The sequence below is a fragment of the Moritella sp. 36 genome, from assembly GCF_018219415.1.
Classification (GTDB): domain Bacteria; phylum Pseudomonadota; class Gammaproteobacteria; order Enterobacterales; family Moritellaceae; genus Moritella.
In genome coordinates, this window is record NZ_CP056120.1 from 3,385,478 (window position 1) to 3,408,506 (window position 23,029).

Sequence of the window (23,029 nt, forward strand, 5' to 3'; positions counted from 1 at the left end):
ATATATCTTCGCTATGCCGTCAATTCTAAATCACGCCATAAATCCCGATGAAAATATACTAATAATAATGTATTTATCGCGAGAAGAATAAATTCAATCACACGATAACCATCAACTTTGCTAATGTGCACAAGCAATAAAATAATAAAAACTAGCCACGAAATAAATAAGTGTGATTTAGAATAAGATAAGTAAACCAATCGCTGACTTATCACATAAAACAGCACACCGCGAATGAATACAGTGAATACCATTGTCAGCAATAAACCAGTAACCCCAAATTCACCAATAGTCCAGTAACCAATGAGCACCAAATGTAATGCACACACGCCATCAATAATCGATGTCCATTGCGCATTTCTCTTTAAAAAACAGCCGATATTCAACAACTCAGAATGAAAACGTAACGCCATAATCAAACACATCCAAGGGATCAAACTAACGCTATCTCGGTAACTGTCTGGGAGCATTACATCCATCAAAATCGGCGCCATGAATAACATACTTCCGGCTAACAACATGCCAATTTGTACACCTAACATTGCATATTTAGCGCCTTGTTTTGGGTCTATATCATGAACCTGAAAACGCCGCGCATACCACCACATACGAAAGGGTTCAAACGCGACTGATATCATCAGTCCAAACTGTCCTGCGGCGAAAAATATAGCTAACTGTTGCTTACCTAGATGAATAACCACCAGCCAATTCTCAGCCCCATTAAGGCCGTACACAAAAATACCCGAGCAAACAATAAATGCAATATAACGATAATGCTGAATTGAAAAAGAAGCACGCTGACCTTGTAAGTGGCGACGGAAATAGATCAACACCCCAACTGCGACTGCCGAACTACTAATCGCACTCGATAACATCATCCCCGTGACACCATAACCAGATAAAAGTAACACTATCGACAGCGTGGTTTGTAGCCCGCCTTGCACAATCGAAAAGAACATAAAGGGCAGAGCGCGATGTGTCATTCTAAAATAGCAGTACGGCACAGTGAGTAATGAAGATAAAGATAGGCTAATGAGTAATAGTTGCAGATCAAATAAACGTAAGCTAACAGGTAGCCACGTCATGATCACACCACTTAAAGGTAAAGCAAGACCAAGAAATATAACCGCACACAAGAGTGATAATCGAAAGCATTGGCGCATTACCGCCGCATTATCTTCTTGCACTTGGCTACTCGCAAAACGAAATAATACATCACCAAGCCCTAGCGTCAGGAACAAACTTATCATCGACGCAATACTGACTAAAAAATTAAGCTCTCCGTATTCAACTTGCGTTAATATCCGGGTGACAATGGGCATCATAATGAAACCCAACCCTTTAAGTAGAAAGATACCAAAACCATAAATAAACATCTCTCTCAGACTATTCATTTAATTCTGGTTCCTTCAATTAAATGAGATAAACGACGAGCTTGTACTTGCGCGTTAAAGCATTGTTCAACGCGCTGCCTTGCTAATACTCTCATCTGTTCCCTGACATTATTTTGGCATTGCATAAAGCTTTCAATCGCGAGTTTTAGCGCGATAGTGTCCTTCGGCGCAACAATATAACCGGTATCTTTGGTCACGATTTCACTACAGCCCATCACATCGCTCGTGATCACAGGTAACCCCATCGCCATAGCCTCCTTTAAGACCATAGGTTCCGTATTGCGGTCCCCGTCTTCCGAAGTACAAAACGGCGCAACAAAGCCATCATAATTAGCGCCTTCCCGTCCTATCCAATGTGGAGAACGGTAACCAAGTAAGCGTACAAATGCCTTCAACTTTAGTTTTTTAACCAAGTCATATAATTGTTTTTGTGATGGCCCTTGACCTACAATATCTAAATGAGGACGTTGGTTTTCAGCAATTAAAGCAAGCGCCTGTAGAGCGTATACAACGCCTTTTTTTTCGACTAACCGACCGACAAAAAGGAGCTCGAGTTTTTTATGGACAGGTGCAGGGTGAGCAATAAATTGAGAGAGATCAACTCCACTGTGCAAAAGATGGGTATGCTTAGCCCCTAGCCTCTCAAATGTATCAACCATACTTTGGCATACCGCAATATTAAAATCACAAGCAGATAACTTGAACTGAATATCATCATTATTCACATATACATCATGACCATGACCAACACTCGACGTAGCAATATCAAGCCAGCGGGCTGCAACCAAGGTATAAGCCAAACTGCAATGCATAAAATGGCAATGAAAATGATCACAGCAAGACTTACTGGCAAGATAAGCCAGTTTTGCCCCATACAGCAATAATGACTTGGTTGAAATTGCATGCTGATTTTGAGCACACATCAATGCCTTGACCATTGCGAATGGCCTTTTGGCTACAAATTTTGAGACATCCCTATTTGACGCACTGTTTACATCAATCACACTGACGTTTTGAGGTAATGTAATGGCTAACTCTCGCTTAATAAAACAAAATACCGTGACCCTGTGCCCCGCCTTTGCTAAGGCCTGTATCTCAGTAACAACAAACGTTTCTGAGGCAATAGGAAATTCTGGAACAACAATCGCGATATGCTTCATTGCGATACCTTAAGCAAAAAAGTTAACCTAAGTATAGAAATAATAATGATATTGGCATTGTGGAAGTGAATTTTAGACTGGTCTACCGTATAATATTCTGTTTTATAGTATTAGTGAGTGTTTCTGACCATGTATATTGATCCACAATGGCGCATATTAACAGTTGGTGATGGTGATCTGTCATTCTCCAATGCTTTATTTAGACACCATGCTCCGCAACACTTAACAGCAACGATTTATGATTCTCTCAACACCTTACAATCTAAGTACGGTGATGATTTTCATCAACAACTATTAAACTGCCATTGCCAAGTTTTAACTGAGTTCGATATAACCAACCCAGAGACTTGGTCTACAGTGGCTAAACATAGCTTTGACTTGGTTATTTTTCAATTTCCATTAGTACCAGGGTTCACGTCTAAAACAGAATTCAATGAAAAATGCGCGGGTATTGGGATCAATACGCTTAATCGTCGGCTTTTACGTCAGTTTTTGATTAATGCAAGCGAACAATTGTTAGATCCCACAGGCCCACAGTTGTGTTATATCACCAGTAAAGACGTAAAACCCTATTCTGAATGGAATATTCAACACTCGCTGATACTCAATACCGATATTAATTACTTGGGTGAAATGAATTTCGACATTGTGAATTTCCCTGGATACCGTGTACGTAATGTCGATCGTGATAAACATGTTAAAGATACCAAAGGGATTACTTACGTATGGAGTCAACGAGCAGGGAACCAGCTTACACAAGCGCTCAGTTCCCAACTCACGCAACCGCCAATATTAGGTGACGATTGCTGTCATTACTGTCAAGCAGGTCCATTTACATCAGACCAGCACAAACAAGCCCATGAAAGCTCACGTAAGCACTTACGGATGAAAGACTTTGAACAGCAATGGCTTGCTGACTTACAAACAGCTTAGCTCTCCCGCTACATTACTGTGTAAATATTTTGATGCAGTTACTTTCGCCTGGTAGCTGCTATAAATAAACACCAAAACAAACGTAATACTCAATAGCATGATTATCGTCGGTGCAGGTGCACTGTCGAGGTAAAAGCTTAAATACACCCCTAAAAATGACGTCAGTAACGAAATCAGCAAGGCAACAAACAGCATACTTTGAAATTTATTCGTCAGTAAAAATGCAATTGCACCGGGGGCAATTAGCATTGCTATAACCAAGATCATACCCACCGCTTTTAGCGCACAAACTATAGTTAATGATAATAGCGATAACAAACCATAATGTAATACAGTTGTCGATAAACCAATGGCTTTAGCATGTTGATGATCAAATACAAATACTAATAGATCCTTACCTTTAATCAACATAAACGCCACAACGAGAAAGGCAATAACCCCCACCTCTAAAATATCGTGCCATGTAACCCCAAGGACGTCACCAAACAGAATATGATCTAAATGCACACCCGATTCTATTTTGGTCATCAATACCAAGCCCAGACCAAACATACTCGAAAACACGACGCCCATGACGGTATCTTCTTTCAACCGACTATTGTCTTTAATAAACCCGGTCGCTAATGCGCAAAACATTCCCGCAACAAACGCACCAACAATATAAGGAATAGCGAGCACATAAGCGACAACCACGCCTGGCAATACCGAATGGGATATTGCATCGCCCATTAAGGACCAACCTTTTAGCACTAAGAAGCACGACAACAAAGCAGTCGGAATCGCAACTAACAACACAATAACGAATGCTTGCTGCATAAAAGTAAATGAAAAAGGCTCTAATACTGCGTTTAATATTGTCTCAGATAATGTATCAAGTAATGTAACCATCATAGCGTCCTTATCGTTTGTCTGGCTTTATATCTAGCGGCTAGGTAGCCATGCTTGGGAGCAAATACAAACGCCAGAATAAATACTATCGCTTGAAGGACCACAATAATCCCCCCCGTTGCACCATCAATGAAATAACTTAAGTAAGCGCCAACAAATGAACTGACGGATCCGATGACAACACTTAATATAATCACACGTGAAAACCGGTCACTTAATAAATAAGCTGTCGCACCGGGTGTCACTACCATCGCAATAACTAAAAATGCACCAACGGTTTGCAGTGCAGCTACGGTGCATGCACTGAGTAAGGTAAAAAAGAGGATCTTTAACGCATTTGGATTTAAACCAATGCTACGAGCATGGTTTTCATCAAAGAAAACCACCATTAGATCTCTCCATTTTAATATTAATACAAACAGTGAAATGCCCGCGATTAAGAGTAACTGCACTGTATCAGCGGGGGTAATCGCCAGAATATTACCCAACACTATTGTTTGGATATTCACCGATGTCGGGGCCAGCGATACCATAAACAGACCCAAGCCAAAAAATGAGGTAAAAATTAAACCTATGATTGCGTCTTCTTTTAACTTTGTGCGTTGGTTTAAAAACAACATAGTGGTTGCCGCTAAACCACCCGAGAAAAAAGCCCCTAAAGCAAACGGTAAACCCAGCATATATGCGGCTGCCACACCGGGAACAATCGCATGTGATAACGCGTCACCAATTAATGACCAGCCTTTCAACATAAGATATGCAGACAGAAAAGCACAAACGCCGCCCACCAGCGAGCTAATAAAAATAGCATTGACCATATAGTCATAACTAAATGGCACATACAATATCTCTAGCATCGCTCCCTCACAACAGACGTTTGTTCACCTTCGCCATAAAGTACAACCGGACGCTCATGGTCAGAAAGTACCGTCACCTGCCTCGCATCATCATCCTCATGAAGTTCATCACTCGCTAGAATGAAATGACGTAATACACCACCAAACGTTTTTTGTAGGTTCTCTTGGGTAAATATGTTACGCGTTAAACCTGCACCTAATATGGTACGATTAATGAGCACGGTTCTGTCGCAAAATTCTGGCACTGTTCCAAGATTATGTGTGGACACTAAAATAACTTTTCCTTCCTCACGTAACTCACGTAATAACGCCATAATTTGTTCTTCCGTTTTTACATCAACCCCCGTAAAAGGTTCATCAAGTAAAATAACTTGGCTTTCTTGGGCTAATGCACGTGCTAAAAACACCCGTTTTTTTTGACCACCAGATAACTCACCAATTTGACGGTGTTTAAATTCCCCCATGTTGACACGATCAAGCGCCATATTAACCTTATCGTGATCATTTTGCTTCGCGATACGCAGCATATTCATATGTCCATAACGACCCATCATCACGACGTCTTTGACTAAAATAGGAAAGTTCCAGTCAATTTCCTCACTCTGTGGTACGTAAGCAACATAATTATTTTTTAACGCCTTTTTAACCGGTAAGCCCAAAATATTTACAGAGCCCTTAGCCAAAGTAACAAACCCCATTATCGCCTTAAATAAGGTAGACTTACCGCTGCCATTTATTCCTACTAACGCTGTAATAGAACCCTTAGGTAAACTAAAGCTGGCATTGAATAATGCGGTATGACCGTTGCGATAAGTCACGCTGATATCATTAACTTCTAATCCCATCATTATTGATTTAGTCCTTCTGCTATTGTACTTAGCGTGACTTTAAGCAAGTCAATATAGGTTGGTACAGGTCCATCAATCGCGCTTAATGAATCCACATATAACACACCAGCATAGTGACTGCCGGTTTCACGCGCGACTTGCTGTGCAGGCCGAGCCGACACCGTACTTTCACTAAATATTGCGATAATATTGTTGGCTTTGATCTCATCGATGACTTTGCGTACTTGCTGTGGAGTGCCCTGTGCATCGGCGTTAATGGGCCAAAGATAAAGCTCTTTCAAATCATAATCACGCGTTAAATAGCTAAATGCCCCTTCGCTACTAACTAACCAACGTTTGTCTTTCGGTACTGCTGCAATTTTCTGTTTAAATGGCTTAACTGCATCGAGAATCTGTGCGCTGTAACGCTTGGCATTTTGGTTATAAATAGCAGCATTCACACTGTCATATTTAACCAGTGCTTGACGGATATTTTCAACATAAACCAATGCATTAGGCGCAGACATCCAAGCGTGAGGGTTAGGTTTTCCAGAATAAGGTCCTTTCGCTATGCCCATCGGTACTATGCCCTTTGTGACCACAACGCTAGGTACATCACGCAAATTATGGAAAAACTTATCAAACCATAGCTCTAGATTAAGGCCGTTATAGATAATTAAATCAGCGCCTTGCGCACGACGAATATCACCCGGTGTCGTTTGGTAATTATGGATCTCTGCATCCGGCTTGGTGATGGATGTGACAATAGCAGCGTCACCAGCAACATTTCTGGCCATATCGGCAATCACAGTGAACGTAGTGACAACTTTAAATTTATGTTCCTCTTTTGAAGAAGAACTAGCCCACACTGACATGGATAAAAAAAGTGATAAGAAGAGTAGTGATGATGTAGTAAAACCAAACTGACGAAGCATGTTAATTCCTTGTTATTAATCCAATACCGATAATACTAACAAGGAATAAACACTTTCTCAATACAAATGAGACTTATTATCATTTAAATGTTTATTGGTGGGGATTTAGCGATAAACCAAATAACCCCAATCACTTGATGTTGGTTTATCGGTCCCATTTCAAACGTAGATATACTGCTTTTATGCTCACCACGTAACCATAAAAACCCTTGTTCATCAATATGATCAAGGGTTTTTATAATATCGCCATAACGGGTATGGCGAACCTTAATAATTCGTCCTGGTTTTACCGATAGCAGAGAATGCCAGCAGTTAACCAAGACATAACTTCCTTCGGGAATACAAGGTGACATACTCGTCCCCCGAACTCGGCTAATATGAAAACCTAGCAATCGAGTTTAGGATAAACAAGTTGTTGCGCAGGTGGGTACGGTGATGTGGCGGTAAATGTGTCTACACCTTTTGTAGCCCAAAATATTTCGGCAAATCGATTAACTTTTGCTAATAAATCCAGTGTCGCGTCTTTATCAATATTCTGCTTAGCTTTAGATGCTGCGAGCATAATACTATGAGTCAACTCGTGTAGTTCTGGGTACTGCTCTAATTGCGGCTGTTTAATATAATCGCCCCAAATAACTCGAATTTCTTCTTTCACTTTTAAACCATGCACTTCTTTCTCGGTAATTAAACGTCCAAATTGCGCTTGATCATTTAAGCTGAAAGAATCTTTACAGCCAAACTCATCCAATAAATCAACCATACGTATCATTGTGAGTACAGCTAACTGCGCCGAGATAGGATCATAGATCTTGCATGGAATATCACAATGCGCAGATACCTGACTAAATGACAATTTCTTATCCATTGCCGATACTAATTTAAATAACATACGGTTTTCCCTTATTTTTCGGTTGATTTAATGCGATTAGCACGACGAATAGCAAATACTGCATATCCAGCAGCCAATACAACTGGCGCGATCCAAAGTAAATGAATTAACCCTGACAGTGGATCGCTGTGATCATGTCCTGCGTGTGCCAAAACCATCGGGCTCGCTAAAGTAAGGGTTAACGCGGTCAGTATTTTTTGGGGGGTAAGAGATTGAGTCATAAACATCCTGTTTAATTATGATTTACAAATGATAATAGTTCTTATTTATATTTGATAATCATTATTAAGTAAAGCACTTTTTAGATAATACTTAATACTCGGATAGAATGCTTATTTTGGTCTACTTCAATCAAACCCCTGATTTACATTTACGCTCACCAAGCAAGATGAGAAAATGTCTAATATCACAATCCACCGTCATCACTACCAGTTAAGATACATATAGCCATGCCAACAGCACCCGCCACCAGCATTGAAGACACATTAAAACAATTAACAAGTATCTCGGCGCTATTACGCCTTTTTGATATTGGTTTGATTATCGACGTTGCTTAAAAAATGCCTATTGTAAAGTGCAACGTGGTCGACTAGACCGAAGCAGTAAAACACGCTCAGCCTGTCGCGGCTGCACATCTTGTGAAAGACGTTAATAAATCACACCACGCTAACCGAAGATGATGAGTAACTGAACAAATTAAGGTGTTATTTCTTAGTACTATTTTTCCACGTAATGAATAGTGCTAAGCATAATAAAATACTACCTACTATTGCCCAGCTTTGTTGCTGATGAAGGTGATAAAAATGGATAATAGCACCAAGATCGTGATAAAAATAAGCGGGTAATACTCCAAAACAGACAATCCAGATACTGACCGCTAAAACGTTACCTAACATAAAAAATTTGAATGGCATTTTAGCAATCCCACAACCTAAACACATAAATTGCTTCACACCTTCAATAAAGCGACTTAATACCAAGCCAAGCAGACCATACTTTTCTATAAAGGTATTAATTTTCTGTAACCTTTGTTCCTTTATCCAACTTTTACTGCTGATAATGTGACTAAATTTGTGACCAATCATATAACCGCAAGTATTACCAAACAGACTTGCTCCCCACCCTGTGAGCAATACAAGCGGCAATGACATTTGTCCTTGTGATGCTACTAAGCTGGCAACGATTAATAACGATTGTCCCGGTGCAGGAATCCCCATACCTTCAATTGCGACCATCAGCGCTAGAATAAAATAACCATATTCCTGTAAGAGTGGGCTCATCTCATTAATAATATGCTGAATGTATTCCATATAATTCACTTTTATGTTAAAAAATGCCTATTGTAAAGTGCTGCGTGGTCGACTAGACCGAAGCAGTAAAACACGCTCTGCTTGTCGCGGCTGCACCTCGTGTGAAAGAGGTTTATCTGTTAGCGAAAAACTAAGACCTCACAAACACTAATAAACGATTATTAGCTGGCATAGTATGATCATGTATTAATGTAAGCCCCTGTTCAATTGCAAGCTTGCTAATCGCTTCAATATTGCGAATACCACGCTCCGCATCAAGATCCTTTAACCACACATCAAAATCAGCATTACTTTGACTGGTAAATTTCCCCATGTAATTAAACGGGCCATAAATACATAGTTTGCCACCTAATGACAAATGCTCACCAACACCTTGAAAGAATTTTTTAACTAAAGGCCAGCTAACAATATGTAAAGTGTTCGCAGTAAAAATACCATCCACTTTTTCAATCGGCCAAGGCTGGTGTAGATCTAACAATAATGGCCGTTGTAAATTAGTCAACGACACGCTGTCTAACCAGCAATTAATCCCAGCATGATTACACGCTAGATCACTTGTTTGCCAAGTAAGGTGCGGTAATTTCGCAGCAAAATACACGGCATGCTGTGCACTTCCCGTACCAATTTCCAATATCCTCTGGGGTTGAATGAACTCGCTATTGAGAACACTCAAAATAGCTTGTTTATTATTTTCACACGATTGTGAGAAAGGTTTTGTCATATTACACCTACATCAGTTGTCCATTGCCATGAACAGTTTAACGATAATAAAAATAAAAGGTAACCGCAAGCTATACTTGACTAGTAGAAAACAGCTAATGAGTGGAGCCAATTATGTTTTTTAAACATAGAAGCAATAACGACATGATAGAAGTAATAGGACAAGATGATCTCACTAATCTATACCACGATAGTGTATTAGGTCGTTATCAGGTAGGTGAAGAGCAACAAGACCCTGAATCATTTAAGAAATCAGATCTCATTTTTCTATCTGGCGAAGAACTACCACGCTGCTGGACCGATCCTCATTATCGAGAACATGAGCATTAATTCAAACGGGAACATCCCTGTTCCCACGTCATTCATTTATAAACTCGGTGTCATTGCTGCGTCATTCGCGAAACGACGACGAACCCAAAGCAGGCTTAACACAACCAGAACAGCAGTCACTAACATCACAGAACCAAGGTTAAATTGATCCTTTGCGCCCATTAAAGATGCAGCTAGAGTCGCAAGACCTGCGCCTAAATTTTGCATACCACCTAAAATAGCCCCCGCTGTACCTGCGTGATGTGGGAAAGGTTGAATTGCCGCGGTCGTTGCTGCAGGGAATATAATGCCAGCACCAATAAACGACACAAACCCACCACCGATCAGCGATACCACAGTAACAAGTCCAGCCATTCCCGGTATAAAGATAATCAAGGCCCCAATGATCAGTGTCGCCATGCCAATATTAAATAGATGGCGTTGACCGATACGCGCTGTTAATGCTGCTGATAACCACGCACCTAATAAGTATCCCGGCAGTGGCAATACAAACAACCAGCTTACTGTGGTTGGATCGAGTTTTAACACGCTGCCGAGTAATACCCCTGCAGCCGCTTCAAATACGGCAATCCCCGCAAATGTTGCGATCAAGCAAAATACATACCCTTGAAATTGGCGATTACTCAGCACATAACTATAACTTATCCAAACGCGTTCATTACGACGATTTTCTTTAGGCAATGTTTCATCAAACATCACAAACATAGCTAATGTAACCAAGGCACCAAAAATCAGTAAAAACACATAACTGGCATGCCAATCAAACGCCATTGACAGATAACCACCAACCACAGGTGCAAGTAAAGGTGAAAAAATCACGCCCATACTCACTAAGCTATTTGCTTTGTGTAATGATGCCCCATCATAACAATCACGCGTTACCGTCCGCGACATAGCACCCGCACAGCCCGTACCAGCACCTTGAATAAAGCTTGCCAATAGAAACAGTTCAAAAGACGATACGAGCAGCGCGCCTAACGTTCCCAATAAAAATATCAGCATCCCCACTATAATCACTGGTCGTCGACCGATACGATCCGACAATGGCCCATAGACAAACTGTGATAACCCATAAGGGATCAAATAAGCTGCCATAACAGCTTGTAAATACGTGGGCTGTACAGCAAAATCGCTTGCCATTGCAGCGATAGAGGGCACATACATCGTTTGTGTCATTTGCCCGACAGCTGTCAGAATAATAATTAGAAATAGTAATTTTGCCATGTTGGCAGAAGACGATTGTTGACGCACAACCATACCCTCACAATAAGTTAAGAATAAAAATCGGGATTTATAACTAAAAACCGTAGATTATAGAGTTAAACTCTATCTTGATTGATAATGAAAAGATTGGTGACAGGCTAAATCCATATATACAATATCTTACTCTGCATTTCAGGCGGAATAATAATCTTGAAGGCATCACAGAGCAAGTAAAAAAGATGTATTAACACCGTAGTTTTTCACCCACAAAAACATTAGTTTATCTAATGCATAAACATACACCTATCGACCTCGTATATCTCAATGCTTTTTAATCACTTCAACCTCACCTTTACTGCATTGCAAGTGACGTAAAGTCCTTCTATAATTTGAAGCTATAGTGAAGGCATGGCTGCCTCTATTTGCATAATCAAGACTAAGGATAGTCATATGATTTTCATTTTAAAACGGTTTATCACACCGCTAATTAGCTTGGTTGCGTCACTTTATCTGTCAGCGTGCTCAATGAAAAAACAACTTAATTTAATACCACCAAACCCCGTCCCTATTGTATCGACAGATATCGCAACTGCTGGCGCAATATCCGTTGATATAACGCCACCTCCGGGCATGGCTATGGGTGGCTATTCAGTCATGGCAAATAAAGGTGTCGGTTTCAGGACTCGCCTAAAAGCCAGAGTGATTTATATTAATGATGGGCAAGGCAATGCGACAGCATTAGTACAAACAGACCTGACCTCAGCGTCATTACTGCTGCACCACAAGGTCGCATCAGAGGTTGCCAATTTAGGACTAAAGATAAGTGATATTGTAATAACAGCCACACATACACATTCCGCACCTGCAAACCATTTTGAGAATGATTTTTACAATAAACACATGTCGAGTCAGGCAGGTTTAGACGAGCAATATTTAAACTTTTTAACTCAACAAATTAGTACAGGTATTCAACAAGCCATTTCGCAACAAAAAACAGCCAAAATAGCCACGGGTCAGCGTGATATATACGGCTATAATCGTAACCGTTCATTAAGCGCTTATTTATATAACAACAATATAAGTGGGATAGACCCCAAGGATCCGGACGCTAAATTTAATGCAGTAAATCCAACATTATCTATGATCCGTATTGATGTAAAAGATCATTTAGGCCAGTTTAAACCACTTGCCGCATTTTCGAGTTTTTCGGTACATGCAACGGCACTAAGCCCTGCGGTAGAAGTTTATAATGCAGATTTATTTGCTTATGCACAAAAAGACCTGCAATGGCATATTCAAGAACAGTACCTCACACCTTGGCCTATAGTACATGCCTTAACAACTGGTACCCAAGGAGATATGGCCCCAGCACTACCCGATCTTGGTGATAATTTATTTACACATTTTAATGTCAACTGGCCTGCCGCCAAGCGCTTAGGCAAAGGTATTGGTAAAGAGTCGATTAGTTTGTTTAACGCCCTTTCATCTCAACTTACTAGCACCATAAATATCACCACTGCTGCAAGAGAAATCAACATTCAACACAATAACAGAATAGGTGATATCACACTTTGTAAAGCGCCTGCAGTCGGTGCGCCCGTTGCCGGAGGGGCTTATGAACGTCGAACTCCTTACCTTGGCTTAAATCCATTCTTCCGCGGCGGTAGCGCGGTCACTCGAAGTTGGTTTTTTAATGATGGTTGTCAAGGTAATAAAGCCTATCTCGGTTATAAATACCCACAACAATTATTAGCGCCGATCAAGAGTTTTCCGAATACCGTTTTATTCCAGCTAATCAGAATTAACGACGCGGCCATCATTCCCTTACCATTTGAAGTCACCGCAGAAGCTGGACGACGAATAACCCGCCATGTGGTAAACGCTTTTAGCCGTGAAGAGCAGCCCATTAAGCATATCTGGGTAACCAGCAATGCAAATGGTTATTTTGGTTATAGCACAACACAGGAAGAGTATTTTCAACAATACTATGAAGGCGGACATACGTTATATGGTAAATATACAACCGCTTATCTCAGCGCCCAATTAAGCGTCCTTGCTCAGGATATGCAAAACAACACCATCAATGAGACCTTACCGATATGGCGTTATAACGTTGCCATTAAACCCCAATTATCTGCTCAAGAAAAAAGCGCTGGACAACGGACGGTACACGCGCAGCCGACTCTAAAAATGATAAGCCCTCATCATGGACCTTCTCCCTCAGATAACGAACAAGAGAACTACATCAAATTTGAATGGGTAGATGTAAATCCTGCTGAAATTTCGTTTCATCTCCCACTCGTTAAAATAGAAGAAAACCAACAGGGTAAATGGGAGGATGTCAAAAAAGGACACATGCCTATTTCTGATGAAGGCTATGATATTGAAGTCCGCTATCTAGCAAGCAGCAGACATAATATGGGGATCTACCAAGCACGTTGGTATAATCCGATAATAGGAAATTACCGTTTTACAATTGCAGCGCGACAATCACAACCAGAGCTCTATTCAAAATTATTCAGCGTAACCAATACAATTAAGTAAAATTAACACGGCTTTTCTGGATTATGCCTACCGAAAACCAAAATTTATATTAAACTCATTAAGGTAAGATAGATTATCAGTTAGGTACAATGAAAGCCGTCACTGAGGAGATAGTATGAATAATAGTGATCTAATCTTTATCGCCTTCTCTATTATTACTCTCATTAATGTAGCACGGGCAGTGTCATCATTACGTTGCTTGCTATATCGCATGAAAGATATTGATCCGCTGCTATACCAACGTGTTAATGGGCGTGTATTTTTCAGTACCGAAGGTAATTACAACAAACAGATGCAACTGTTCCATTATATTCGCCGTGATGAACATCTACATCATTTTGATGAATACTTTATCTATCGTTGTAATAAGGTTAAGAAGATATTTACTTTGGCAACTTACCTCCTCGTTTTTAATATTCTTCTCATCCCAGTGTTAATGTACCTCGATTTATAAGTACCCAAGTGAAAGTATTATCCAAATTAACTGCAATATCATTAATGATTGCAGTTAATTCGAGCTTCCCCTGTAAAGTATCCTCGAACAACATTTCGCATATAAACTAAACCGATTAGCTAATCTATTTATAGAAACGTCGTATTGATCGCGGCAATCCACAAATTCAACTGTAATATAATAAATCATACGACTGTTTAAATTTATTATTCAAATAAATTCAGGTTGAATAACCCGTTTGTAACGGGTATTTAGCAACAAACTTTAAAACTAGGTACCACCTTATATTCACAACACAACTTGATAGATAGGAAGAATTATATGTTATCGAATGCCGCTGTAGAAAAAATCGAATTGAACGGAATCAATTGTATTGCAGATTTGATACAACAAACATGTGAAAAGTTTGCTGATAAACCAGCGTATACTTGCTTAGGAAAAACGCTTACCTTTAAAGAAATTGACCGACTTTCTGCCGCTTTTGCATCTTATTTACAAAATCATACAGATCTAAAGCCCGGTGATAAAATTGCAATTCAGCTACCCAGTATCACTCAATTTCCAATTGCAGCCTATGGTGCTACACGTGCAGGATTAGTATTAGTCAATACCAACCCACTTTACACACCAAGAGAAATGTTACACCAGTTTAATAACTCAGAAGCCTCTGCATTAGTGATCCTATCAGATCTACTCCCTGTAGCAGAAAAAGTCCTGCCTGATACCAACATCAGAACAGTGATCACAACGCATGCAGCCGATTTACTTGCGCCACAAGAACAAGGCTCAGAGCAGCTAGATACTATTTCATTACTCGACGCGATTGCTCTTGGTGAAAACTGCGCTTATCAACCTGTGACTTGTAATCTTGATGATTTAGCCGTTTTACAATACACAGGCGGCACGACTGGTTTATCAAAAGGCGCAATGCTAAGTCACAGCAATGTATTAAGTAATACATTTCAAACGAAGGGTCGTTTAACCTGCTTGATTACCGAAGGTGAAGAAATTCTTGTATCACCACTCCCGCTTTATCATATTTACGCATTTAATATCACCCTACTACTGTACTTCAGCACTGGCGCTCACTCAGTATTGATTCCAAATCCACGTGACATGGTTGGTTTTATTAATTCAATTAAGACCATCAAATTCACTGCTATTTCTGGTCTTAATACTTTATTTGTAGGCTTATGTTCTCTTCCTGAATTTAGAGGTCTCGACTTCAGTCAATTAAGAATTACGACTTCTGGTGGTACAGCATTAACAAGCTCAACCGCTAAGCTATGGAAAGAAGTAACAGGATGCGATATCTGTGAAGGCTATGGATTATCAGAAACAGCACCGGTAGTTACTTTTAACCTACCAGGGCAAACTTTGATTGGTTCGATTGGATCTGCCGTACCAGGAACTGAAATTAAACTGCTTGATGAAAATGATAAAGAAGTAGCGCCTGGAGAGGCTGGTGAATTAGCCGTTCGCGGTCCACAGGTAATGCAAGGATACTGGCGCAGTGATGAGGCAACCGCAGAAGTAATAACAAGTGATGGTTACTTCAAAACCGGTGATATTGCAGAGCGACTTGATAATGGGTATTACAAAATCGTTGACCGTAAGAAAGACATGATCATTGTGTCGGGTTTTAATGTATACCCTAATGAAGTCGAAGAGATTTTATCTAATCACGCGGGTATCCAAGAAGCGGCTGTAATTGGCGTACCACTAGAAAAGACAGGTGAAGCAGTGAAGGCATTTATCGTCAGATCACAACAAAGCCAAGATCTTGCAGAAGAAGATGTTATTTCTCACTGTAAGGATTTCTTAACCGGCTACAAAGTGCCTAAGCAGATCGTATTTATAGATGAATTACCAAAAACAGCAGTCGGTAAGATTTTACGTCGTGAATTACGTACCGTATAAATAACGATGTAATAAGTTAGATAAATGACGACAAATTATATTTGTCGTCATTTTATTTAACTACTTAAGCTAAAGTACAGAAATGGCCAAATATTTATAACTTAGTAAGATCGATTTTCTCATCATTAAACTCGATATACTTAATATTATTCAAAGTATCAGCACCATTACGAGCATTATCTTTATCCTGCACTAAGTAAGCACCACCATGAGGCGTAACTATAAACTCAGCTCGTAAAGCATTAACTTTATACGTATTAATACCACCTTTACCATCAATTTTGTTATCACCCTCATTACCCATCAATAAATTATCTTGAGCATTACCTGAGATATTGCTGTTATTTGTACCCGTCAAACGTACTGACATCAAGTATTGTGATTTTGTGGTGTAAGCCAAGTCTGCATCGTAACTCATATGGAAAGTACTATCAGCTGCAAAACTAGGATCAATGTCCATTGTTGTTGGAATAAATTTAGGTAAGAATGATGTAACGATTTTCAGTCCTTCTTTGTCATGTTCTGCTTGTAAGACACGAGAGTAACCAATATAGCCATCCATACCTTTTGTCCCGTTTTCCCACATCCCATAATATGCTTCTACGATTGCAGCAAAATATTCGTGGGAGGTGGTATAGCCAGTGACCTCATCACCTTCTTCCTTCCACTCTTCGAGCTGTACCTCTGTAGGATTCCACACATTGGCCTCTATCGCTCGGTCAGCTTGTTCTGCAATTCGTTTTTGAAAATCTTTCATAACAGGAGCAATACCTTGCGCTTGAGTGAAGTGTAATACTTCTTCAAAGGTTGCATCACGTCCAGCCGGTGAGTCTGCTAAATAGTTACTATCACCCTCAACAAATATTTCCGTCGCATAAAGGGCCTGAGGGTTTTTAGCAATTGCGTCTTCAACAAATTCTTCATTAGATAAAGCTATCTCCATTGCCTCTTCATCATCAAATATGAATAATGTCGCCCCCCTATCTGCCATGCTATTGGCGATAAGTTTTTTATTCGTTGATACCGTGTTAGTTAAAAAAAACTCAAGTGTATTTCGTGCTTTAAGCAGTTGCGCTACAGACACCTTGGGCTGTGAGAAAATATGAATCGCTTTACCGTTGGGGGCTTTAATCCAAGTATAACGATCAAATAAATCCACTACAGTTGGACCGAACTTACTCGGCACGACATATGAATCACTTGATTTACTTGATTTACTTGATTTACTTGATTTACTTGATTTACTTGATTTACTTGAATCATTCTCATCCGAACTATTACAGCCGGTGAGCAATAACCCGACCAAAACAGCGATACTAACAATTTTTTTCATTTAAACCTCTTCGTTACATAATGTATAAATAATAAGATCATTATATAAAACAAAGGGCTACTAAACTTTAAGCCTCTGTAAGCTTGTGTAAGACTCTTTAAAACACTACTTCTAAATTAAACGACGTGCCTAAATCTAACGACAAACATAGCGCCACCCAACTCACTGGTGCCAATATTAATCTCCGCCTTCATCGTTTTAACTATCGTATTTACAATCGCTAAACCTAAGCCAAAACCACCCGTTTGCCGGCTTCGGCTGTTATCTAAACGTGTAAAGGCATCCAATACTTGTTCACGTTGTAATGGCGAAATACCTCCCCCATCATCTTCAACAATAATACTGAAATATTCAGGATCATTTTTAAGACTAAGCTTGACGGTTGAATCCGCATATAAACACGCATTTTTTACCAAGTTATCAACAATAAGTTGCAGGTAACGAGGATTTGCATCAACCCTAACCGTATCGATATCTGAAAAGAGAGATACATGGGAGTATTGGCGCTGGAATTCAATTTCACGTGATTGCATCAACTCACTTAAATCGACGATTTGATGTGCCGATGAAGGTTTATTTTCAATTGTTTGTAACATCAAAATATCATTGGCCAACGCTTCCATCTCAACCGAGTAACGACTTAAATCACTATGTAATTCAGCTGTGTACGAGCTATGTTCTTCATTACTTAATAATCCCATCACTAACTGAATTCGCGTTAACGGTGTGCGTAGCTCATGCGCAATTGCATTGGCCATAACCTGTTGTTGATGCTGTGAGTACTGCAAGGATATCGCCATCTCATTAAAACTTGCTGCCATTTGGTTTAAGGGAGCGGGTATTTTATCGTCAACTCGCGTATCGAGCTGGCCATCTGCTAAGGCTAAACTCGCGGTGCTCAAGCGATAAACATGATCAGATATATTTTTGACTGAGGAATACAACACTAATGCGATACTCGAGAAGATAAAACCCAATAGAAATAGTTCTGGCCCACTATCTTCCCAATCCTCTGAATAACCCTTAGAATAAATCATTTCAGGATTGTCAATGATGAGTAAAAAACCATCATTGTGCGGGAGGACCGCAGCAAGAAGATCATTCTCTTCTTCGGTATGTAAATATACCCCTACCTTACCAATTCCTGCTGGTAAAAGCGGAGTATCGCTCTCCTCGTTAAGATTGATTTCGTATAATAATTCATGCTGCAGCTGATAATCAAATGCTTGTTTAGCGGTCATTTTTTTTAATAGTAAAACCGATGACTTTATTCAGTAATTCCACCGAGATGTTCCAACGGTCAGTATCTTCGACAAAATCATCGAGTAACACAGCCGTAAAGCTAACGTCATGTACAAACCCAGTATCAGTATCGTCATAATAATTAATCAACATAGTAACAAACACAATACTGCCAATAATAACGGCGGTAATACTGATATACAATTTAAAAAAAAGCGTATGTGCCATATTACGGTTTATTATTCGATTAAGATTAGTAAACATATTATTGGTTAACAAATAGGTAGCCCTTACAACGGATTGTTTTAATGATTTTCGAGAGAAGTGATATAGCTAATGAGCAAAGCCCTAAGCGATACTAACAAAACTTTGCATTTAAATCACGACACCTAAATTAAACAACGTGTCTAAATCTAACGACAAACATAGCGCCACCCAACTCACTGCTGCCAATATTAATCTCCGCCTTCATTGTTTTAACTATCGTATTTACAATCGCTAAACCTAAACCAAAACCACCCGTTTGCCGGCTTCGGCTGTTATCTAAACGTGTAAAGGCATCCAATACTTGTTCACGTTGTAATGGCGAAATACCTCCCCCATCATCTTCAACAATAATACTGAAATACTCAGGATCATTTTTAAGGCTAAGCTTGACGGTTGAATCTGCATATAAACACGCATTTTTCACCAAATTATCGACGATAAGTTGCAGGTAACGAGGGTTTGCATCGACTCTAACCGTATCGATATCTGAAGAAAGCAATACACTAGGATATTGGCGTTGAAATTCAAGTTCACGTGATTGCATTAACTCACTTAAATCGACGATTTGATGCGCCGATGAAGGTTTATGTTCAATCGTTTGTAACATCAAAATATCATTAGCCAACGCTTCCATTTCAACTGTATAACGGCTTAAATCATTATGTAATTCAGTCGTATATGTACTATGTTCCTCATCACTTAATAATCCCATCACTAATTGAATTCGCGTTAACGGTGTGCGTAACTCATGCGCAATTGCATTGGCCATAACCTGTTGTTGATGCTGCGAGTGCTGCAATGATATAGCCATCTCATTAAAACTTGCCGCCATCTGGTTTAACGGGGCTGGTATTTTATCGTCAACTCGAGTATCTAACTGCCCGTTTGCTAAGGCTAAACTTGCAGTGCTCAACCGATAAACGTGATCAGATATATTTTTTACTGAGGCATACAGCACCAAAGCGATACTCAAAAAGATAAAACCTAATAAAAATAGCTCAGGATAATTATCTTCCAAATCTTCAGGCCCATCTATCGGGTACGCCTCTTCTAAACGGTCAATAATGAGCAATAGCCCTTCATGATGCGGAATGATAATAGCAAGACGTCCACTTTCTTCTTCATGTCGATATACATACACCCCCCATTTACCAATCCCTGCAGGTAATGGTGGGTAGTTTATATTTTGCTTTATATCAATTTCGTCCAACAATTCATGCTTTTGATGATATGCCAATGCGTTTTTCACCGAGATAGTTTCAATAGTAAAACCTGTGAACCGACTCAATAAGTCTACTTCCATATTCCAATCGTCAGTACTTGCGGTAAAGTCATCAAGTAGTGTGGCAGCAAAGCTAGCATCGTGCACAAATGCATCATTATTAAGATTATCATAGTAGTAATCCATAACTAACGAAACAATGACAATACTACCTATAATAACAGTGCTAATACTGATATATAACTTAAAGAAAAGCGTATTAGCCATATTACGATTGATAGATTTTTTAAGATTAGAAAACATATTATTGTTTAACAAATAGGTAGCCCCTCACAACGAATTGTTTTAATTATTTGCTCGGGGAGTGCTATAGCCAGTGAACAAAGCCCTAAGCGATACTAACAACGTGCTTAAACCTAACGACAAACATAGCGCCACCCAACTCACTGCTGCCAATATTAATATCCGCTTTCATTGTTTTAACTATCGTATTTACAATAGCTAAACCTAAACCAAAACCACCCGTTTGCCTGCTTCGGCTGTTATCTAAACGTGTAAAGGCATCCAATACTTGTTCACGTTGTAACGGCGAAATACCTTCTCCATCATCTTCAACAATAATACTGAAATACTCAAGATCACTTTTTAGGCTAAGCTTGACGGTTGAATCCGCATATAAACACGCATTTTTCACCAAATTATCAACTATAAGTTGCAGGTAACGAGGGTTTGCATCAACCCTAACCGTATCGACATCTGAAGAAAGCGAGACACTAGGATATTGGCGTTGAAATTCAATTTTACGTGATTGCATCAACTCACTTAAATCGACGATTTGATGCACCAATGAAGGTTTATGTTCGATCGTTTGCAACATCAAAATATCATTGGCCAACGCTTCCATTTCAACCGTGTAACGGCTTAAATCATTATGTAATTCAGTCGTATATGTACTATGTTCTTCATCACTTAATAATCCCATCACTAATTGAATTCGCGTTAACGGTGTGCGTAACTCATGCGCAATTGCATTGGCCATAACCTGTTGTTGATGCTGTGAGTACTGCAAGGATATCGCCATCTCATTAAAACTTACCGCCATTTGATTTAAGGGGGCGGGTATGTTGTCGACAACCCTTGTATCGAGCTGGCCATTTGCTAATGCCTGACTTGCCAAACTCAATTTATAAACATGATCGGATATATTTTTCACAGCGACATACAGCACTAATGCGATACTCAAAAAGATAAAGCCCAATAATAAAAATAAAGCATCGTTATCGTCATCAGGCCCCTCCATGGGTGCATCCATACTAGAAATAGTATCAATAATGAGTAGTGACTTGTCATAATACGGGATGATTACAGCCAGGCGTTCATCATTAGCGTTAGCGTTATCATATACATGCACGCCGCCCCAACCAATACCAATAGGTAAAGGTGGTGTATCATTATCCTGATCAATAACATCCAATAATTCATGTCGTTGGTGATATTTTAATACTTCTTTCGCGGATAACGTTTGAATTGAAAAACCCGTGAATTGGCTTAATAGATCCACTTCCATATCCCAGCGTTCACTACCTTCCTCAAAATTATCCAGTAAACGTGCAACAAAATTAGCATTGTATACAAATTCAGCATTGTTAAAATAATTGTAAATGATGATTACAAATAATACTATGCTACCAATGATTACGGTCGTAATACTGAGATACAGCTTAAAAAAAAGTGTATGACCCTTATTACGGTTTATTACTCGATTGAGATTAGTCAATATATTATTGTTTAACAAAAAGGTAGCCCTTACAGCGAATTGTTTTGATAATTTGATACGGTGCTACATCATCTTTTATCTTTTTACGTAAACTGGATAAGCGCATGTCGAGTGCTCTATCCAAGCCATCAAATTCAACCCCTTTTAATGCTTGATAACACTCATCACGGCTAACAATTGTTCCCGCTTGTTTTGCTAAATATTCCAACATTTCATATTCTGCACCGGTTAAGATAATCTCTTCATTATCACGGGTAACCAAACGCTTCAATGTATCTATCGTTAACGTACCAGTATGACTTAACGCATTATCATTTTTCTTACTTCTGCTTTCGCGGCGTAACAATGCTTCAATATGAGAGAGTAAAATATGCGGTCGTAACGGTTTATGCAGATAACCATCAGCGCCCGTATCCAACGCTGCAATCTCAGATATTTCTTCACTGCAAGCGGTAAGCATAATAATAGGCCCAGTATAAGTTTCACGACTTTGCTTACACACTTCAATACCGTTCATACCCGGCATCATAATATCCAATACCACCAGATCAGGTTGTAATCTGATGATATCGGCGAGTCCATCTGTACCATTATTGCTAAGTGATACTTTATATCCTTTAGTGCGTAAAAACATGTCGAGAAGACGACAAATCTCTAAATCATCTTCAACAATTAAAATGTGTTTTTTGCCATTTTCTAACATGTTCAAAGAAACCTTATGTCATTATAAATAAGTAAAATACAGGGATAAGAAAACACTTAAGCGCTAGGTAAGTTTAGTTCACTATCATTTAGTCTAATGGTATGAATATTGTAATTTTTCG

At 39.5% G+C, this 23,029-nt stretch carries 23 protein-coding genes; 5 read left to right on the forward strand and 18 right to left on the reverse strand.

All coding sequences use genetic code 11. From position 1 onward, the window contains the following. Positions 1 to 11 precede the first annotated feature (11 nt). Together HWV03_RS14930 and HWV03_RS14935 are read right to left on the reverse strand one after the other, a co-directional pair. Positions 12 to 1,394, reverse strand: coding sequence for a lipopolysaccharide biosynthesis protein (locus HWV03_RS14930; RefSeq protein WP_211676625.1), 1,383 nt, complete (start codon positions 1,392 to 1,394; stop codon positions 12 to 14). Beyond that, positions 1,391 to 2,554: a glycosyltransferase gene (locus HWV03_RS14935; RefSeq protein ID WP_211676626.1), complete on the reverse strand. Its 1,164-nt coding sequence runs from the start codon at positions 2,552 to 2,554 to the stop codon at positions 1,391 to 1,393. The genes HWV03_RS14930 and HWV03_RS14935 overlap by 4 nt, the downstream gene beginning before the upstream one ends. A gap of 129 nt (positions 2,555 to 2,683) precedes the next feature. Here HWV03_RS14935 and HWV03_RS14940 point away from each other — a divergent pair, with 129 nt between their 5' ends. Next, complete coding sequence (locus HWV03_RS14940; protein ID WP_211676627.1) at positions 2,684 to 3,487, forward strand: class I SAM-dependent methyltransferase; 804 nt, start codon at positions 2,684 to 2,686, stop codon at positions 3,485 to 3,487. Here the strand turns inward: HWV03_RS14940 and HWV03_RS14945 are convergent. From HWV03_RS14945 to HWV03_RS14990, 9 genes are all read right to left on the reverse strand, one after another. Further along, the gene (locus HWV03_RS14945; protein ID WP_211676628.1) at positions 3,473 to 4,378 is read right to left on the reverse strand and encodes a metal ABC transporter permease; all 906 of its coding nucleotides are present in this window, start codon (positions 4,376 to 4,378) and stop codon (positions 3,473 to 3,475) included. The two genes, HWV03_RS14940 and HWV03_RS14945, sit on opposite strands and share 15 nt — an antisense overlap. Next, complete coding sequence (locus HWV03_RS14950; protein WP_211676629.1) at positions 4,375 to 5,232, reverse strand: metal ABC transporter permease; 858 nt, start codon at positions 5,230 to 5,232, stop codon at positions 4,375 to 4,377. Before HWV03_RS14950 ends, HWV03_RS14945 begins: the two co-directional genes overlap by 4 nt. Continuing rightward, complete coding sequence (locus tag HWV03_RS14955) at positions 5,226 to 6,080, reverse strand: manganese/iron ABC transporter ATP-binding protein (protein WP_211676630.1); 855 nt, start codon at positions 6,078 to 6,080, stop codon at positions 5,226 to 5,228. The genes HWV03_RS14950 and HWV03_RS14955 overlap by 7 nt, the downstream gene beginning before the upstream one ends. After that, positions 6,080 to 6,994 carry a metal ABC transporter substrate-binding protein gene (locus tag HWV03_RS14960; RefSeq protein WP_211676631.1) on the reverse strand — a complete coding sequence of 305 codons (915 nt, stop codon included), beginning with the start codon at positions 6,992 to 6,994 and terminating at the stop codon, positions 6,080 to 6,082. The genes HWV03_RS14955 and HWV03_RS14960 overlap by 1 nt, the downstream gene beginning before the upstream one ends. An 83-nt stretch (positions 6,995 to 7,077) precedes the next feature. Then, positions 7,078 to 7,347 carry a S24/S26 family peptidase gene (locus HWV03_RS14965; RefSeq protein ID WP_255546846.1) on the reverse strand — a complete coding sequence of 90 codons (270 nt, stop codon included), beginning with the start codon at positions 7,345 to 7,347 and terminating at the stop codon, positions 7,078 to 7,080. A gap of 32 nt (positions 7,348 to 7,379) precedes the next feature. After that, positions 7,380 to 7,883, reverse strand: coding sequence for a superoxide dismutase, Ni (gene sodN, locus HWV03_RS14970; protein ID WP_211676633.1), 504 nt, complete (start codon positions 7,881 to 7,883; stop codon positions 7,380 to 7,382). Positions 7,884 to 7,894: 11 nt separating this feature from the next. Further along, complete coding sequence (locus HWV03_RS14975) at positions 7,895 to 8,104, reverse strand: hypothetical protein (protein ID WP_211680389.1); 210 nt, start codon at positions 8,102 to 8,104, stop codon at positions 7,895 to 7,897. 483 nt (positions 8,105 to 8,587) lie between these two features. Continuing rightward, positions 8,588 to 9,193: a DedA family protein gene (locus tag HWV03_RS14985; RefSeq protein ID WP_211676634.1), complete on the reverse strand. Its 606-nt coding sequence runs from the start codon at positions 9,191 to 9,193 to the stop codon at positions 8,588 to 8,590. Between the two features lie 130 nt (positions 9,194 to 9,323). Then, a complete protein-coding gene (locus HWV03_RS14990) occupies positions 9,324 to 9,914 on the reverse strand; it encodes a DUF938 domain-containing protein (protein ID WP_211676635.1) in 591 nt (196 codons plus the stop codon). A 113-nt stretch (positions 9,915 to 10,027) separates the two neighbouring features. Here HWV03_RS14990 and HWV03_RS14995 point away from each other — a divergent pair, with 113 nt between their 5' ends. Then, positions 10,028 to 10,243, forward strand: a complete 216-nt coding sequence (locus HWV03_RS14995) for an acetyltransferase (RefSeq protein WP_211676636.1) — start codon at positions 10,028 to 10,030, stop codon at positions 10,241 to 10,243. A 36-nt stretch (positions 10,244 to 10,279) separates the two neighbouring features. Here the strand turns inward: HWV03_RS14995 and emrD are convergent, their stop codons facing one another. Beyond that, positions 10,280 to 11,500: a multidrug efflux MFS transporter EmrD gene (gene emrD / locus HWV03_RS15000; RefSeq protein WP_211676637.1), complete on the reverse strand. Its 1,221-nt coding sequence runs from the start codon at positions 11,498 to 11,500 to the stop codon at positions 10,280 to 10,282. 396 nt (positions 11,501 to 11,896) lie between these two features. Between emrD and HWV03_RS15005 the strand changes: the two genes are divergently transcribed. The 3 genes from HWV03_RS15005 (at position 11,897) to HWV03_RS15015 (ending at position 16,364) form a co-directional block, all read left to right on the forward strand. Beyond that, complete coding sequence (locus tag HWV03_RS15005; protein WP_211676638.1) at positions 11,897 to 13,990, forward strand: neutral/alkaline non-lysosomal ceramidase N-terminal domain-containing protein; 2,094 nt, start codon at positions 11,897 to 11,899, stop codon at positions 13,988 to 13,990. Positions 13,991 to 14,105: 115 nt separating this feature from the next. Continuing rightward, the gene (locus HWV03_RS15010) at positions 14,106 to 14,444 is read left to right on the forward strand and encodes a universal stress protein UspB (RefSeq protein ID WP_211676639.1); all 339 of its coding nucleotides are present in this window, start codon (positions 14,106 to 14,108) and stop codon (positions 14,442 to 14,444) included. A 321-nt stretch (positions 14,445 to 14,765) separates the two neighbouring features. Then, the gene (locus HWV03_RS15015; protein WP_211676640.1) at positions 14,766 to 16,364 is read left to right on the forward strand and encodes an AMP-binding protein; all 1,599 of its coding nucleotides are present in this window, start codon (positions 14,766 to 14,768) and stop codon (positions 16,362 to 16,364) included. A 94-nt stretch (positions 16,365 to 16,458) separates the two neighbouring features. Here HWV03_RS15015 and HWV03_RS15020 read toward each other — a convergent pair whose 3' ends face one another. The 6 genes from HWV03_RS15020 to HWV03_RS15040 all read right to left on the reverse strand — a co-directional run bounded on the left by HWV03_RS15020 (position 16,459) and on the right by HWV03_RS15040 (position 22,908). Further along, positions 16,459 to 17,697: an SDR family oxidoreductase gene (locus HWV03_RS15020; protein ID WP_211676641.1), complete on the reverse strand. Its 1,239-nt coding sequence runs from the start codon at positions 17,695 to 17,697 to the stop codon at positions 16,459 to 16,461. Between the two features lie 116 nt (positions 17,698 to 17,813). Then, positions 17,814 to 18,938 carry an ATP-binding protein gene (locus HWV03_RS15025; protein ID WP_255546847.1) on the reverse strand — a complete coding sequence of 375 codons (1,125 nt, stop codon included), beginning with the start codon at positions 18,936 to 18,938 and terminating at the stop codon, positions 17,814 to 17,816. Then, complete coding sequence (locus HWV03_RS22620; RefSeq protein WP_255546848.1) at positions 18,928 to 19,167, reverse strand: hypothetical protein; 240 nt, start codon at positions 19,165 to 19,167, stop codon at positions 18,928 to 18,930. The genes HWV03_RS15025 and HWV03_RS22620 overlap by 11 nt, the downstream gene beginning before the upstream one ends. A gap of 166 nt (positions 19,168 to 19,333) precedes the next feature. Further along, a complete protein-coding gene (locus HWV03_RS15030) occupies positions 19,334 to 20,746 on the reverse strand; it encodes an ATP-binding protein (RefSeq protein ID WP_255546850.1) in 1,413 nt (470 codons plus the stop codon). A 70-nt stretch (positions 20,747 to 20,816) separates the two neighbouring features. Beyond that, positions 20,817 to 22,223 (reverse strand): ATP-binding protein, encoded by a 1,407-nt coding sequence (locus HWV03_RS15035; protein ID WP_211676642.1) that lies wholly within the window; start codon positions 22,221 to 22,223, stop codon positions 20,817 to 20,819. Next, positions 22,210 to 22,908 carry a response regulator transcription factor gene (locus HWV03_RS15040; RefSeq protein WP_211676643.1) on the reverse strand — a complete coding sequence of 233 codons (699 nt, stop codon included), beginning with the start codon at positions 22,906 to 22,908 and terminating at the stop codon, positions 22,210 to 22,212. Before HWV03_RS15040 ends, HWV03_RS15035 begins: the two co-directional genes overlap by 14 nt. Positions 22,909 to 23,029 lie beyond the last annotated feature (121 nt).

What these genes read in the sequence shown, in the direction of transcription:
- HWV03_RS14930 (WP_211676625.1), bottom strand. Translation starts at nt 1,394, where the DNA reads ATGAATAGTCTGAGAGAGATGTTTATTTATGGTTTTGGTATCTTTCTA.
- HWV03_RS14935 (WP_211676626.1), bottom strand. Translation starts at nt 2,554, where the DNA reads ATGAAGCATATCGCGATTGTTGTTCCAGAATTTCCTATTGCCTCAGAA.
- HWV03_RS14940 (WP_211676627.1), top strand. Translation starts at nt 2,684, where the DNA reads ATGTATATTGATCCACAATGGCGCATATTAACAGTTGGTGATGGTGAT.
- HWV03_RS14945 (WP_211676628.1), bottom strand. Translation starts at nt 4,378, where the DNA reads ATGATGGTTACATTACTTGATACATTATCTGAGACAATATTAAACGCA.
- HWV03_RS14950 (WP_211676629.1), bottom strand. Translation starts at nt 5,232, where the DNA reads ATGCTAGAGATATTGTATGTGCCATTTAGTTATGACTATATGGTCAAT.
- HWV03_RS14955 (WP_211676630.1), bottom strand. Translation starts at nt 6,080, where the DNA reads ATGATGGGATTAGAAGTTAATGATATCAGCGTGACTTATCGCAACGGT.
- HWV03_RS14960 (WP_211676631.1), bottom strand. Translation starts at nt 6,994, where the DNA reads ATGCTTCGTCAGTTTGGTTTTACTACATCATCACTACTCTTCTTATCA.
- HWV03_RS14965 (WP_255546846.1), bottom strand. Translation starts at nt 7,347, where the DNA reads ATGTCACCTTGTATTCCCGAAGGAAGTTATGTCTTGGTTAACTGCTGG.
- sodN (WP_211676633.1), bottom strand. Translation starts at nt 7,883, where the DNA reads ATGTTATTTAAATTAGTATCGGCAATGGATAAGAAATTGTCATTTAGT.
- HWV03_RS14975 (WP_211680389.1), bottom strand. Translation starts at nt 8,104, where the DNA reads ATGACTCAATCTCTTACCCCCCAAAAAATACTGACCGCGTTAACCCTT.
- HWV03_RS14985 (WP_211676634.1), bottom strand. Translation starts at nt 9,193, where the DNA reads ATGGAATACATTCAGCATATTATTAATGAGATGAGCCCACTCTTACAG.
- HWV03_RS14990 (WP_211676635.1), bottom strand. Translation starts at nt 9,914, where the DNA reads ATGACAAAACCTTTCTCACAATCGTGTGAAAATAATAAACAAGCTATT.
- HWV03_RS14995 (WP_211676636.1), top strand. Translation starts at nt 10,028, where the DNA reads ATGTTTTTTAAACATAGAAGCAATAACGACATGATAGAAGTAATAGGA.
- emrD (WP_211676637.1), bottom strand. Translation starts at nt 11,500, where the DNA reads ATGGTTGTGCGTCAACAATCGTCTTCTGCCAACATGGCAAAATTACTA.
- HWV03_RS15005 (WP_211676638.1), top strand. Translation starts at nt 11,897, where the DNA reads ATGATTTTCATTTTAAAACGGTTTATCACACCGCTAATTAGCTTGGTT.
- HWV03_RS15010 (WP_211676639.1), top strand. Translation starts at nt 14,106, where the DNA reads ATGAATAATAGTGATCTAATCTTTATCGCCTTCTCTATTATTACTCTC.
- HWV03_RS15015 (WP_211676640.1), top strand. Translation starts at nt 14,766, where the DNA reads ATGTTATCGAATGCCGCTGTAGAAAAAATCGAATTGAACGGAATCAAT.
- HWV03_RS15020 (WP_211676641.1), bottom strand. Translation starts at nt 17,697, where the DNA reads ATGAAAAAAATTGTTAGTATCGCTGTTTTGGTCGGGTTATTGCTCACC.
- HWV03_RS15025 (WP_255546847.1), bottom strand. Translation starts at nt 18,938, where the DNA reads ATGACCGCTAAACAAGCATTTGATTATCAGCTGCAGCATGAATTATTA.
- HWV03_RS22620 (WP_255546848.1), bottom strand. Translation starts at nt 19,167, where the DNA reads ATGGCACATACGCTTTTTTTTAAATTGTATATCAGTATTACCGCCGTT.
- HWV03_RS15040 (WP_211676643.1), bottom strand. Translation starts at nt 22,908, where the DNA reads ATGTTAGAAAATGGCAAAAAACACATTTTAATTGTTGAAGATGATTTA.